Genomic DNA, 12,853 nt, shown 5'->3' with positions numbered 1-12,853 from the left:
GCCTACAGGTCGTCGGCGTCGACGATCCGGTACGCGTAGCCCTGCTCGGCGAGGAACCGCTGGCGGTGCGCCGCGAAGTCCTGGTCCACGGTGTCCCGGGCGACCACCGAGTAGAAGTGCGCCGCGTGCCCGTCCGCCTTCGGCCGCAGCACCCGGCCCAGCCGCTGCGCCTCCTCCTGGCGGGAGCCGAACGTGCCCGACACCTGGATGGCCACGGTGGCCTCCGGCAGGTCGATCGAGAAGTTCGCGACCTTGGAGACCACCAGCACACTGATCTCCTTCGACCGGAACGCGTCGAACAGCTTCTCGCGCTGCGCGTTCGAGGTCTCACCCTTGATCACCGGGGCGTTCAGCGCCTCGCCCAACTCGTCCAGCTGGTCGATGTACTGGCCGATGATCAGCGTCTGGTCGCCCTTGTGCTTCTCCACCAGCCGCTCCACCACCCGGCGCTTGGTCACCGTGGTCGAACAGAACCGGTACTTCTCCTCCGGCTCGGCGGTCGCGTACATCAGCCGCTCCGAGTCGGACAGCGTCACCCGCACCTCGCAGCAGTCGGCGGGCGCGATGTAGCCCTGCGCCTCGATCTCCTTCCACGGGGCGTCGAAGCGCTTCGGGCCGATCAGCGAGAACACGTCGCCCTCGCGGCCGTCCTCGCGCACCAGCGTCGCCGTCAGACCGAGCCGGCGGCGCGCCTGCAGGTCGGCGGTGAACTTGAACACCGGCGCGGGCAGCAGGTGCACCTCGTCGTACACCACCAGGCCCCAGTTGCGTGCGTCGAACAGCTCCAGGTGCGCGTACACGCCCTTCCGCTTGGTGGTCATCACCTGGTAGGTGGCGATGGTCACCGGGCGGATCTCCTTGCGGGCGCCGCTGTACTCGCCGATCTCGTCCTCGGTCAGCGAGGTCCGCTTGATCAGCTCGTGCTTCCACTGCCGGGCCGAGACGGTGTTGGTCACCAGGATCAGCGTCGTCGACTTGGCCTCCGCCATCGCCGCCGCACCCACCAGCGTCTTGCCGGCGCCGCACGGCAGCACCACGACGCCGGAGCCGCCGTGCCAGAACCCGTCCACCGCGTGCCGCTGGTACGGGCGCAGCTCCCAGCCGTCCTCCTCCAGGTGGATCGGGTGCGCCTCGCCGTCCACGTACCCGGCGTGGTCCTCGGCCGGCCAGCCCAGCTTCAGCAGCACCTGCTTGATCTGGCCGCGCTCCGACGGGTGCACCACCACCGTGTCCGGGTCCACCCGGGCCCCGACCAGCGGCGCGATCTTCTTCGACCGCAGCACCTCCTCCAGCACCGGCCGGTCCGTGGTGGACAGCACCAGCCCGTGCACCGGGTGCTTCTGCAACTGCAGCCGCCCGTACCGCGCCATGGTGTCCGCGACGTCCACCAGCAGCGCGTGCGGCACCGGGTAGCGCGAGTACGTCACCAGCGCGTCCACCACCTGCTCGGCGTCGTGCCCCGCCGCCCGCGCGTTCCACAGCCCCAGCGGCGTCACCCGGTAGGTGTGGATGTGCTCCGGCGCCCGCTCCAGCTCGGCGAACGGCGCGATCACCCGCCGGCACTCCGCCGCCTGCGGATGGTCGATCTCCAACAGCAGCGTCTTGTCGCTCTGCACGATCAGCGGTCCGTTCACGCCTGTGCATCCCTTCCGCCCGGGGCCAAACCTCCAGTGTGCCGCATCGTGCGGCGAGGCCGTCAGCCGAGGAAGAAGTTGTGGCCGACGTCCGGGGGGATGACCTCCTGGTACGGGGTGGAGCCGGGGCCGGGGAGGTGGGTGCCGGGGACGGGGTCGGTGCCGGTGTGCCGCAGCAGGGTGACGCCGTCCTGGTCGAACAGCTCCTGGTAGCCGTGGGCGAGCAGGAAGGCGCGGTAGGCGGCCTGGTCCGGGTCCTTCTGGAACGGGAAGGCGCGCTGGGTGTACCGCAGGATGACGTACTCCTGGCCGCGCGGAGTGCCGTCCGCCAGCATCACGTGGGTGCGGTTGGTCAGCCGCGGCGCGACCTGGTTGTCGGCCTCCACCGTGGCGCCGTCCGGGATCAGCTTCGCCGCCCGGGCCAGCGCCGCCGTCGGAGCCTTCGGCTGCCACTCGTACGGCAGGACCAGGTGGTAGAGACCGAGCGAGGCCGAGGCGGCGAGCGACAGCACGGCCGCGAGCGCCCCCAGCCGGCGGACCTGCCGGCGCTGCCCGCGCGCCCACAGAACGCCCAGGGTCTCGATCGCGGCCGTGACCAGGACCGGCCACAGGAACGCGTCGTAGTGCCGGGCGATCGACCAGTGGTTCGGATTGTCGGACAGGATCCGCTCCGCCAGCAGCGGCAACGCGACCAGCATGGTCGCCGAGCGGAACGGCAGAGCCGCCGTGGTGAGCACCAGCCAGCCGAGCAGCATCGGCTTCAGCGGACTGGAGAACGCCGACTCCACCAGCAGCCACGGATTGCCGAGCACGTGCCGCAGCGCCTCGCCGCCGTCCGCACCGAGCTGCCCGTAGTTCCAGTAGTAGCCCGGCTCGCCACCCATCGCCGGTATCACGTACGCGATCTCCACCGCCGCAGCCAGCGGACCGCACACCAGCAGCGACCAGCCCAGCACCTTCGCCCACCGGTCCGTGCCGCCGCGCTCACGCCACAGCAGCACCGCGCCGAACGCGCCGACCGCCAGCCCCAGATCCTCCTTGGTCGCACACAGCAGCAGCGCCGCGAGCGCCGCCCACCCCCAGCGCCGCGCCCCCGCCCGTTCGAACAGCAGCAGGAACAGCGGGACGGCGAACCCGACCTCGTGGAACCCGCCGCGCGAGGAGATCAGCAACGGCCAGCCCAGCCCGTACACCAGCGCCGCGCCGTCCATCACCCGGGTACGGACCCGCGCATCGGCACCCGCGAACGCCCGGCTCGCGATCCGGCGCACCAGCGGAACACCCGCCGCGAACAGCGCCGCCTGCCCGACCAGCAGCATCCGCGGGTCGTCCCACACCCAGTACAGCGGCGCGAGCAGCGCCAGCACCGGCGAGAAGTGGTCGCCCAGCAACGAGAAGCCCGGCGGGAACTCGTGGTGCACGCTCTTCAACGTCGACACCGGCAGCCCGAAATGCGCGTAACCGCGCACGCCCTGGTCGAAGATCCCCAGGTCGAAACCGCCCAGCTGGAGCGACGTCCACTGCTGGACGCCCAGCGCCAGACAGACCGCGAAACTCAGCAGGGTGAACAGGGCCGTCCGGCGCCGGCGGGTCAAGCGGACCCCGGCCACACGGCCCGTCGCCGCACGGGCGACCGGGGACTTCAGAGCGGAGGAAATGGTCACGGCTCCGGTCCTGTCGGGGGCCGGCGAAGGCCCGCTTCCGGCACGGGTGAAGCCCTCCCACCCCCGGCCGCTCCGCAGTCTAACGGCCACCCGTGAGACGCCCGGCGCAGATCGTCAAGCGGAGCCCGGCCCCCCGCAACAGTGACCGCCAGGCGGCCGGCTCGTTGGGCAGGCCATGACCATGCGCAACCGATTCCTGGCAGGCCTCGCGCTCTCCGGCGCCGCCCTCGCCACCACCCTCGGCGCGGCCCCCGCAAGCGCCGCCGGCGAAAGCCCGGCCCTCGACCAGGTCGCCGACGTCGGCCAGCCCGGCGGCCTCCTCGGCACCCTCGCCTTCACCGGCACCGGCCTGCTCACCGGCGTGGAGCCGAAGATGCCGGACACGCACGCGATCGTGGAGGAGGCGAAGAAGCAGAAGGCGGAGGACGAGGCGAAGCAGCACGCGGGCAAGTAGCTGTATGGCCCGACTGCCTAGTCGTCGACCTCGGCCACGCCGGTGATCCGGTGGAGGGCGAAGGTGCGGACCTCGTCGGAGAGGTGGTCGTAGGCGGTGACGAAGCCGCCCTCGACCTTGACTGGGTCGATGACGCGCTGGGAGGAGAGGCCTTCCGCGTTGAGGTAGCCGATCCACATGCGTTCGCCGAGGAGGACGGCGGTCTGCAGGGAGGCGAGGGTGTCGGCGGCGGCGGTGCGCGGGACGACCGCGTTCGCGGGGCCCGCGACAGCGTCCTTGCGGGGGGCGGTCGCGGCGCGGTCGCCGGCCCGGATGGCGCGGACGGCGGCGGTGAGCAGGGTGTCGTCGGGGCGGGCGGGGCCGTCGGGGACGGGCGTGGGCGCGGCGCGTGGCGGGGTGCGGCGGGCGTCGGGGCGGGTGATCACGACGTCGCCTTCGGCGGACTCCGCGGCGGGCGCGTAGCCCATGGTGCGCAGCACGGTGAGCAGGGTGTCCGGCGGGGCCTGGGCGGCGAGCACGGTGGGGGCGAGCAGGCGTAGGCGCAGCTCGGCGGCGCGCCGGTCGGCGAGGACTTCGCCGAGCAGTTGGGGGTCGTCGCAGCGCAGGTAGGAGGAGGCGGCGCCGACCCGCAGGACGCCGTGGCGGCGGGCGACGTCGTCGATCAGGTAGGCGAGCGGCTGCGGGACGGGCGTGCGGGAGTGCCGGCCGAGGAAGCCTTGCAGGTCGGCGGCGGTGCGTCCGGCGTCGAGGGCGCGGCGGATCGTTTCGGGGGTGAAGCGGTAGACGGTCGCGCCGCCCTTGGACTCGATGTCGGCGCAGAGTGCGAGTGCCTGGGCGAGCGGGGTGAGCAGCGGGCCGGGGGCGATCGCGGTGAGGTCGGGCTGCAGGATGACGTGGTCGAGGGGTTCGGGCAGCAGCGGGGCGAGGACGGCGGTGGGGTCTGCGCCGGCGAGCAGGGCGCGGGCGGGGGCGGCGAGCGCGCCGCGGCCGGTGATGCCGAGCAGTTCGGCCTCGTGCAGGGTCCAGCCGGTGAGGGTCTCGCGCAGGTCGTGGCCGTCGGGGCCGGTGGGGCCGCCGCGCAGGGGGCGGTGCCAGCGCAGGGCGGGCAGGACGGCGTCGGCGCCGGCGGCGGTGCCGGGGGGCTGTTCGGCGAGCCGGGTGAGGGTGGCGCGGCGGACGGACGGGGCGAGGGTGCGGTCGAGTTCGGGGCCGAGGGCGGCGCGCGGCCGGCCCTTGCTGTCGGGGGTGCCGGTCAGGCGGCCGACGCGGGTGGCGGTGAGCCAGGTGCGGGCGAGCAGGGTCCAGCGTTCGGCGGTGTCCTGCTGCCGCCACTGGTCGTACGCGGGGGTCGGCGCCCACACCTCGTCGATCTCGCCGTCGGGGGCCAACAGGCCTGCGGTGTGGGCGAGTTCGAGCCAGAACGCGGCGTCGGACTCGGAGCTTTCGAGCAGGGTCGCGGCGCGCTTGAGGTCGCGGATGCCGAGGCCGCCGGCCCGCAGGGTGGGCGGCGGGGTGACGCTCCAGGCTTCGAGGAGCTCTTCGAGGGTGCGGACGGCGGTGGCGGCCTGCCCGGCGGCGGTGCGGTCGACCATCGCGGGGTCGCGGGTGACGACGGGGGCGACGGCGGGCGGGGCGGGTTCGACGGTGCGGTGGGTGCGGCCGCCGCGCAGGTGCAGGGCGAGTTCGCGGGGCAGCACCACGGAAGTGGGGCTGGACGGCAGCAGCAGGCCGCGGGCGAGCAGCCATTCGACGGGGCCGCGCGCGTCGTCGGCGGTGACCTGCCGGGCGGCGTCCGGGACGGTGCCGGTGGGCGGCCCCCAGACCAGGCGTTCCAGCAGGCCGACGGCGGCGGGCGGGGCCTGGTCGAGCAGCGCGGTCAGGCGCTTGCGGTCGCCGAGCAGGGCGGTGAGCGCGGCGACGGCGGTGACCGGGTCGGGGGTGGGCGGCAGTCCGGCGCCGGCCAGCAGTTGCTGGAGGCGGGCGGGCGACATGCCGACGGTGGCCTCGGCGAGGGTCGGGCCGAGACCGGTGCGGCCCGGGTTGGCGGCGCTCGGGGCGAGTGCCTCGCGGACGGCGAGGACCAGCCGCAGTGACGAGTCCGGGCCCCAGATCAGGGCCTGTTCGCGCAGCCGGGCGAGCGCGCCGGGGAGCGCGGCGGTGACGGCGGCGCGGTCCACCGGCTCGGCGCCGGGGTGCGGCTTGACCCGGGCGGGCCCGGCCAGCAGGTTGCGCACCGCGGTCTCGGACGCGCCCTCTGGGGCGGCGGCCAGCGCCTCGACGGTCTGCAGGGTGAAGCGGTCGAGCCGTTCCAGCGCGCGCAGCACGGACGCCCGGCTGGAGAGCCGGGCGGACAGCTGGGTGAGGTCGGTCGGCACCGGGTTCAGCAGGTCGGGACGGGCCCGGAGCAGCGCGGCGACAGCGTCGTCCTCCCGGCCGCGGAGTTCCTCGGCCAGCGTGCGGGGGGCGCCTGTGCGGGCGGCGCGCGGTGCGGTCATCCGGTCCAGCCTAGTCAACGCCCCCGGCCGAGGCCCAGAACGGCGGAAGAACTCCCGGCGAAACCGGGGCAGTCCGGGCCCAACGGCCAGTGGAGCGGGCTCGCTTCGGGCGGCCGCGGGTGGGTACCGTCTCGATGCGGCGGGAAGTACGACGTGAGGGCGGGTGGCGGGGCGATGGCGGGCGGCTCGTGGTGGCGCGAGGGCGGGTCGGCGGAGGGTTCGGACGGCGGGGACAGCGTGTACGTGCCCGCGCAGGCGGCGGAGCCGCCGCCGGTACCGGCCGTCCCGCCGATGCCGGCGGCACCCCCGCCGCGGCGCCCCGTCGAGTTCGACAAGCCGGTGCCGCCCCCCGTCGAGTTCGAGCTGCCGCCCGGGCCGTCCGCGGACGAGGTGGAGCGGGCCGCGCACTGGGCGGAGGGACGCGGCCGCGCCGACGTCACCTCGGTCTTCCCCGGCTGGACGGAGGTGTACTTCGACCTGCCGGCGGAGCCGGACCCCGAACCGGAGCCGAAGGCCACGCCCGAGCCGGAGCCCGAACCCGAACCCGAGCCCCCGGCCGAACCGCGCCCGGGACTGGCGATGCGTGCCCTGCGCGCCCTGTTCGGCAAGCCGCAGCCCGCACCCGCGCCGGAGGCCGCCCCCGCCGAGGCCCCGGCGACGGGTGGCGGGGCCCGGCGGCCCGCGCCGCTGCTGGTGCTCGGCGCGGTGCTGCTGGTGGCCGGCGCGGTGACGGGTTCGCTGCTGGTGATGCTGGCGGGCTGGGGCGTGGCCTACCTGTCGAGCGGCCTCTCCGACCTGCTGAAGAAGTTCGCCGTCCTGGGCATCCCGCTGATCACGGTGACCGGTCTGACGATATGGAACTGGGGCCGCGAGAAGGGCCGTTGGGGCACCCCCCTGACCCCGGGCACCGACGCCGGCCACGCCACCTGGGCAGCCGCCCCGGACGTCCTGCGGGCGGCGGCGGTACTGACGGCGCTGTTCCTGCTGGCGGTGACGCTGCGCCGCCGCAAGGCCTAGCGGCGCGGTGCCGAAGGGGCCCCGCGCGGTGATCCGTCGGGGTCCGACTGTCGTATCGGCCGGCAGGCGTCTCAGCTCGCGCCGAGCAGGTGGAGCAGTTCGGCGATCAGGAAGTGCGCACCGGTGTAGCCGATGCCCTGGAACCAGAGCTGGTCGTTCACCGGGAAGGCCCGGTGTGCGCGGACGGCGCCGAGGGACTGCCAGGCGGGGGAGGCGAGGGCGGCGCCCAGTCCGTTGCGGTCGGGGTGGCCGTAGCCGGAGTAGAACAGCAGGTCGCCGTCGGCGGCGGAGAGCTGGTCGGGGGCGGTCTCGACGGCGAACTGGTCGGTGTTCTGCGGGTCGGGCCGGGGCAGTCCGAGGTCGGTGAGGACGCTGCCGGGGAAGTTCTGCCGGGCGTACAGGCGGACGGTGGGGGAGTCCTCGACGAATCGGACCAGGCTGACGCGCTGCCCGGTGAGGCCGGCGGAGGCGAGCGCCCGGGTGGCCTGGTCGAGGTGGCGGGCGTAGGCGGCGACCACGGCGGCGGCCTGTTCGTGGCGGTAGAGGGCGGCGGCGTGCAGCTGGAAGTTCTCCTTCCAGGGCGCGCCGGTGGTCTGCGTGAGCACGGTCGGGGCGAGGCCGCGCAGGGTGTCGAGGTGGGCGGCGTTGCGGGTGCGGTTGGAGAGGATCAGCTGCGGGCGCAGCTGGGCAATGGCCGCCGGGACGGGCGGGTCTCCGATGTCGCCGACCACGGCGATCCGGGCCAGCCAGGAGGGCGGCCAGTAGTCGGGCAGGCCGGGGTCGAGCGGGGCCTTGGCGGCGCCGACGGGCGGGATGCCGAGGGTGATCGCGGAGTCCAGTTCGGCGGTGTCGAGGGCGATCACCCGGGTCGCCCCGCCGGGGACGGCGACCGCCCCGTCCGCGCCGTTGACGGTGACACTGGGCGTCGGGCTGGGCGTGGGCGAGGGCGGCGCGGAGCCGGTGGCGGTCTGCGGCGGCGGCCCGGCGGGCAGGGCGTGCGGGCCGCAGCCGGTGAGCAGGGCGGCGCCGAGCCCGGCGAGGGCGGCGCGGCGGGAGAGGGGCGGCACCAGGGGCCTCCGGTGGGGAGCTCGGCAGTATGTCCGCAATGTAGCTGTACATCCGGTATTTCCGGCCGGAAACGGCGGCTGGTTACGCTGGAGCGCATGGCTCTCACCGTCGGCTTCGACCTCGACATGACACTCCTCGACACCCGCCCGGGTATCAAGGACACCTACGACGTGCTCTCTGCCGAGACCGGCACCTTCATCGACTCCCAGCTGGCGGCGAGCCGGCTGGGTCCGCCGCTGGCGCAGGAGCTGGCGCACTGGTTCCCGGCGGAGCAGCTGGACGCGATGGTCGCCCGCTACCGGGAGCTGTACGTGGAGCACGCGGTGCCCGTGGCGCTGGAGCTGCCCGGCGCGCTGGCGGCGGTCGCGGCGGTGCGGGCGGTCGGCGGCCGGGTGCTGGTGATCACCGGCAAGTGGGAGCCGAACGCGCGCCGGCACCTGGACGGCATGGGGCTGGAGGTGGACGTGCTGCTCGGCGACCTGTGGGCGGAGGGCAAGGGCGAGGCGCTGCGCGCGCACGGCGCGAACGTCTACGTCGGCGACCACCTGGGCGACATCCGGGGCGCCCGGGCCGCCGAGGCCGTCGCGGTGGGCGTGGCCACCGGCCCGTACAGCGCCGCCGAACTGGCCGCGGCGGGCGCGGACGTGGTGCTGGGCGACCTCACCGAGTTCCCCGGCTGGCTGTCCGCGCACCTGGCCTGACGGGCCGGTCAGCGCGCGGCGGCGGCCTCCCGGGCGGCGCGCCGGCGGCGGGACTCGGTGCGGGCGGTGACGAACAGCCCGACCAGCGTCACCAGCAGCCCGAACGGCATCATCATGGACAGGCCCCAGGCGATGGACGGCAGGCGCGGCAGGTCCAGGACGTACGGCACGAAGGTGGCGATGACGGCGAGCGCGCCGAGGACGAACACCACTCCGCCGACGCGGACCAGGGTGTCGCCGGCGTCGCGGGACTGACGGGTCACTTCTGCACTCCTTCGTGCGGTCTTTTGTGCCAGTTTCCCACGTACGCCCCCGCCGATCGGCGGGGGCGTGACGGTTCGCGCTCCACCTGAACGCTCAGGGTTCCCAGGAAACTCTCAGGCATTCTGATCCTCCGGGGGAAAACGGCGGGGAGCGAGGTCGCGCGCGGTTATGGGTCTTACCAGTCACAAGGTGCTTGCGCTGTCGGCACTTTTCTCCGCACTGATGATCGCGGGCACCGTCTGGTTGTGGCCCCGACTGGCCAAAAAGAGCTGGCAGGCGGTGCTGGGCCGGCTGGGCACCATCATCGGCACCCAGCTTGCCGTGATGTGCACCCTGGGTCTGGTGGCCAACAACTACTTCGCCTTCTACAGCAGCTGGGCCGACCTGCTGGGCACCAACGAAGACGGCCCGGTGACCATCCAGAACCAGATGCTGGGCCGCACCAAGGGTGTGGAGAAGATCAGCTCGGAGAACGTCCGCGACACCGGCGCGATGGGCCGCGACCCGGCGCAGGTCGGCCGGCTGGAGAAGGTCCGGCTGCCCGGCGCGGCCACCGGCCTGTCCACCGAGGGCTACGTGTACCTGCCGCCGCAGTACTTCCAGCCCGCCTTCCGGGACAAGCACTTCCCGGCGGCGATCGCCATCACCGGCTTCCCCGGCGACGCCAAGAACCTGATCACCAAGCTGAACTACCCGGCGGTGCAGCTGAAGCTCAGCACCGAGGGCAAGGCCAAGCCGACGGTCCTGGTGCTGATGCGCCCGTCCCCGGCGATGCCCCGCGACACCGAGTGCGAGGACGTGCCGGGCGGCCCGCAGTCCGACCGCTACTTCAGCGCCGACGTGCCGGCCGCGCTGCGATCGTCGTACCGGATCGCGGAGGGCCCGGGCAGCCTGGGCGTGATCGGCAACTCCACCGGCGGGTACTGCGCGCTGAAGCTGGCGATGCGTCACCCGGAGGTGTTCTCCGCGGCGGTGTCGCTGTCCGGCTACTACAAGGCCGCCGACGACCCGACCACCGGCGACCTGTTCGGCGGCGACCAGCAGCGCCGCGAGGAGGCCGACCTGAACTGGCGCCTCGCGCACCTGCCCGCGCCGGGCACCGCGCTGCTGGTCGGCGGCAGCCGCGAGGGCGACGGCGACTACTTCTCCGAGACGGAGCGGTTCCGGGCCGCCGCCAAGGGCACCGCGACCACCGTCAGCGCGATCACGCTGGACACCGGCGGGCACAATTTCAACACCTGGTCGCGGATGCTCCCGGCCTCGCTCGGCTGGCTCGGCGAGCACCTGGCCAACCCCTCCTGACCGGCCCGGCGTCACTGCGCGCAACTCGGTGCGCGCGAAGAGTTTCGACCCTCGTCGGGGCCGGGTATGCAGCCATCGCGCGGGCGGACCAGCGGCTGGTCCACGAGTAACCCGCCCGGAACCGATGGGGGGTGTGGACCGATGGAGGGCGCGACAGGCGCGAGGCACGGCCGCACCCCGGTCCGGAATCCCGTCGCCGCTGAGGCGCACGCTGAGGGATCATTGCCGCACTGAGCGGCACCGGCCGCCAGTTCCGGCAGCCGAGCCGCACATCCATCCGCGACCCGACGAGGTCGCTCGCACCCGACACCGAGGACTTTTCGAGATGCCCACCGGCCAGGTCAAGTGGTTCAACGAGACGAAGGGCTACGGCTTCCTGTCGCGCGACGACGGCGGCGAGGTCTTCGTCCACACCAAGGCGCTGCCCGCGGGCGTCACCACCCTGAGGCCGGGGCAGCGCGTCGAGTTCGGCATCGCCGCGGGGCACCGCGGCGACCAGGCGATGAGTGTGACGCTGCTGGACGCGCTGCCGTCGCTGGCCGTGGCCAACCGCAAGAGCGCCGACGACATGGCCCCGATCGTGCAGGACCTGATCACCAAGCTGGACAGCGTCCTGCCCGGCCTGCAGCGCGGCCGCTACCCCAGCAAGCCGGAGGGCCAGAAGATCGCCATGGTGCTGCGCGCGATCGCCGACCAGTTCGACGTGTGACGCAGGCTCAGGGGAACGCCAGCGCGCCCGGGTCGACGGCGGGGACGAGTCCCTGTTCGGCGGCCCGGGTGAGCAGGCCGCGCACCGCCGCGTAGCCGTCCTCGCCGAGGTCGGCGGTGAACTCGTTGACGTACAGGCCGATGTGCTGCTCGGCGACGGCCGGGTCCATCTCCTGGGCGTGCGCCAGCACGTACTCCCGGGAGGCCGCCGGGTCCGCCCATGCCTGCCGGACCGAGGAGCGCACGGTGGCGGCGAGTTCGCGCAGCCGCTCGGCGCCCAGCGAGCGCCGGGCCACGATCGCGCCCAGCGGGATCGGCAGCCCGGTCGCCGCCTCCCACGCCTCGCCCATGTCGGCCAGGCAGTGCAGGCCGTACTGCTGGTACGTGAACCGGGCCTCGTGGATCACCAGCCCGGCGTCCACCCGGCCGTCCCGGACGGCCGGCATGATCTCGTGGAACGGCAGCACCACGATCTCGCCGAACCCGCCCGGCACCGCCTCGGCCGCCCACAGCCGGAACAGCAGGTACGCGGTCGAACGCTCGCTCGGCACCGCCACCCGCCGCCCGGCCAGCCCGGCCGCGTCGATGGGCCCGGCGGTCAGCACCAGCGGCCCGCAGCCCCGGCCGAGCGCCCCGCCGCACGGCAGCAGCGCGTACTCGTCCAGCACCCACGGCAGCTGGCCGTAGGAGATCTTCAGGACGTCCAGTTCGCCGCGCTCGGCCAGCCCGTTGGTGATGTCGATGTCCGCGAACCGCACCTCGGGGGCGTCCGCGCCGGCGACCTGGCCGTGCGCCCAGGCGTGGAAGACGAAGGTGTCGTTCGGGCAGGGCGAGTAGGCGACACTCAGCGGCTCGGCCATGGGGTCAGACCTCCTGGAGCAGACGGGACACCGGCAGCGCCGCGAAGGCCCGCTCCAGGGCCGCCAGCGCCTCACCGATCCGCCACGCCGCGCGGTCGCGCGGCCCGACGGGGTTGGACACGGCCCGCAGCTCCCCCGCCGCGAGCCCGAAACGGGCGGCCGCCTCGGCCACCCCGAACCCCTCCATGGCCTCGGCCAGCGCCCGCGGATGACGCGCCCTCAGCTGCTCGGCGCGCGCCGCCGAACCCGTCACAGTGGAGACCGTCAGCACCTCGCCGACCGCACCGCCGGTGGCCGCCGCGACCAGCTCCACCACACCGCCCGGAACCGCGTGCCGCACCGTGCCGAAGCCCAGCTCGGTGACGTCGGCGAAGCCGTCCGGCGTCTCGGCACCCAGATCGGCCGCCACCAGGGCGTCCGCCACCACCAACGACCCGGTCGGCGCGGCGGGCGCGAAACCGCCCGCGATGCCCGCCGACAGCACCAGCCGGAACCGGCCGCGGGCCAGCGCCACCGCCGTACCGGCCGCCGCGGCGGCCGGGCCGACGCCCGCCGCCAGCACCTCGACCGGCGCGCCCTCGCCCAGACCCCGGCGGACCGCCTCGGCCTCCGCGGGCACGGCAACAACGACGAGCAGTCCGGCGGCGGGGCCGGACTGCTCGTCGGGACGCTCAGCGGTCATCGAC

General features: G+C 74.3%; 12 protein-coding genes. 5 read left to right on the top strand and 7 right to left on the bottom strand.

All coding sequences use genetic code 11. From position 1 onward, the window contains the following. Positions 1-2: 2 nt before the first annotated feature. Together ACFYS8_RS10595 and ACFYS8_RS10590 are read right to left on the bottom strand one after the other, a co-directional pair. On the bottom strand, positions 3-1,634 hold the full coding sequence (locus ACFYS8_RS10595; protein ID WP_387638612.1) for a DNA repair helicase XPB: 1,632 nt from the start codon (positions 1,632-1,634) through the stop codon (positions 3-5). 62 nt (positions 1,635-1,696) lie between these two features. After that, on the bottom strand, positions 1,697-3,229 hold the full coding sequence (locus tag ACFYS8_RS10590) for a DUF2079 domain-containing protein (RefSeq protein ID WP_387638610.1): 1,533 nt from the start codon (positions 3,227-3,229) through the stop codon (positions 1,697-1,699). A 250-nt stretch (positions 3,230-3,479) separates the two neighbouring features. Here ACFYS8_RS10590 and ACFYS8_RS10585 point away from each other — a divergent pair, with 250 nt between their 5' ends. After that, positions 3,480-3,752 carry a hypothetical protein gene (locus ACFYS8_RS10585; RefSeq protein ID WP_387638607.1) on the top strand — a complete coding sequence of 91 codons (273 nt, stop codon included), beginning with the start codon at positions 3,480-3,482 and terminating at the stop codon, positions 3,750-3,752. A gap of 17 nt (positions 3,753-3,769) precedes the next feature. Here the strand turns inward: ACFYS8_RS10585 and ACFYS8_RS10580 are convergent, their stop codons facing one another. After that, a complete protein-coding gene (locus ACFYS8_RS10580; protein WP_387638604.1) occupies positions 3,770-6,247 on the bottom strand; it encodes a helicase-associated domain-containing protein in 2,478 nt (825 codons plus the stop codon). Between the two features lie 174 nt (positions 6,248-6,421). Between ACFYS8_RS10580 and ACFYS8_RS10575 the strand changes: the two genes are divergently transcribed. Then, positions 6,422-7,264, top strand: a complete 843-nt coding sequence (locus ACFYS8_RS10575; protein WP_387638601.1) for a hypothetical protein — start codon at positions 6,422-6,424, stop codon at positions 7,262-7,264. A gap of 71 nt (positions 7,265-7,335) precedes the next feature. On the opposite strand, the gene ACFYS8_RS10570 is transcribed toward ACFYS8_RS10575, so the two are convergent. Further along, entirely contained in the window at positions 7,336-8,331 is a 996-nt protein-coding gene (locus ACFYS8_RS10570; protein ID WP_387638598.1) for an ABC transporter substrate-binding protein, read from the bottom strand. A 96-nt stretch (positions 8,332-8,427) separates the two neighbouring features. Between ACFYS8_RS10570 and ACFYS8_RS10565 the strand changes: the two genes are divergently transcribed. Beyond that, the gene (locus ACFYS8_RS10565) at positions 8,428-9,033 is read left to right on the top strand and encodes an HAD family hydrolase (RefSeq protein WP_387638595.1); all 606 of its coding nucleotides are present in this window, start codon (positions 8,428-8,430) and stop codon (positions 9,031-9,033) included. Between the two features lie 8 nt (positions 9,034-9,041). On the opposite strand, the gene ACFYS8_RS10560 is transcribed toward ACFYS8_RS10565, so the two are convergent. Beyond that, on the bottom strand, positions 9,042-9,296 hold the full coding sequence (locus tag ACFYS8_RS10560) for a hypothetical protein (RefSeq protein WP_387638592.1): 255 nt from the start codon (positions 9,294-9,296) through the stop codon (positions 9,042-9,044). Between the two features lie 190 nt (positions 9,297-9,486). On the opposite strand from ACFYS8_RS10560, the gene ACFYS8_RS10555 reads away from it, so the two are divergent. Both ACFYS8_RS10555 and ACFYS8_RS10550 read left to right on the top strand, forming a co-directional pair. Further along, positions 9,487-10,599, top strand: a complete 1,113-nt coding sequence (locus ACFYS8_RS10555) for an alpha/beta hydrolase (RefSeq protein WP_387638590.1) — start codon at positions 9,487-9,489, stop codon at positions 10,597-10,599. A gap of 325 nt (positions 10,600-10,924) precedes the next feature. Next, positions 10,925-11,308, top strand: coding sequence for a cold-shock protein (locus ACFYS8_RS10550; RefSeq protein ID WP_387638587.1), 384 nt, complete (start codon positions 10,925-10,927; stop codon positions 11,306-11,308). A gap of 7 nt (positions 11,309-11,315) precedes the next feature. Here the strand turns inward: ACFYS8_RS10550 and ACFYS8_RS10545 are convergent, their stop codons facing one another. Both ACFYS8_RS10545 and ACFYS8_RS10540 read right to left on the bottom strand, forming a co-directional pair. Next, entirely contained in the window at positions 11,316-12,167 is an 852-nt protein-coding gene (locus ACFYS8_RS10545; protein WP_387638584.1) for a 1,4-dihydroxy-6-naphthoate synthase, read from the bottom strand. A 4-nt stretch (positions 12,168-12,171) separates the two neighbouring features. After that, positions 12,172-12,849, bottom strand: coding sequence for a futalosine hydrolase (locus tag ACFYS8_RS10540; RefSeq protein ID WP_387638581.1), 678 nt, complete (start codon positions 12,847-12,849; stop codon positions 12,172-12,174). Positions 12,850-12,853: the final 4 nt, after the last annotated feature.

Origin of the sequence: Kitasatospora sp. NPDC004615 (assembly GCF_042873545.1) — a bacterium.
Classification (GTDB): domain Bacteria; phylum Actinomycetota; class Actinomycetes; order Streptomycetales; family Streptomycetaceae; genus Kitasatospora.
This window is presented reverse-complemented; position numbering and strand designations above follow the sequence as displayed.

Coding starts and splice junctions, on each gene's coding strand:
- ACFYS8_RS10585 (WP_387638607.1), top strand. CDS start 3,480: ATGCGCAACCGATTCCTGGCAGGCCTCGCGCTCTCCGGCGCCGCCCTC.
- ACFYS8_RS10580 (WP_387638604.1), bottom strand. CDS start 6,247: ATGACCGCACCGCGCGCCGCCCGCACAGGCGCCCCCCGCACGCTGGCC.
- ACFYS8_RS10575 (WP_387638601.1), top strand. CDS start 6,422: ATGGCGGGCGGCTCGTGGTGGCGCGAGGGCGGGTCGGCGGAGGGTTCG.
- ACFYS8_RS10565 (WP_387638595.1), top strand. CDS start 8,428: ATGGCTCTCACCGTCGGCTTCGACCTCGACATGACACTCCTCGACACC.
- ACFYS8_RS10550 (WP_387638587.1), top strand. CDS start 10,925: ATGCCCACCGGCCAGGTCAAGTGGTTCAACGAGACGAAGGGCTACGGC.
- ACFYS8_RS10545 (WP_387638584.1), bottom strand. CDS start 12,167: ATGGCCGAGCCGCTGAGTGTCGCCTACTCGCCCTGCCCGAACGACACC.
- ACFYS8_RS10540 (WP_387638581.1), bottom strand. CDS start 12,849: ATGACCGCTGAGCGTCCCGACGAGCAGTCCGGCCCCGCCGCCGGACTG.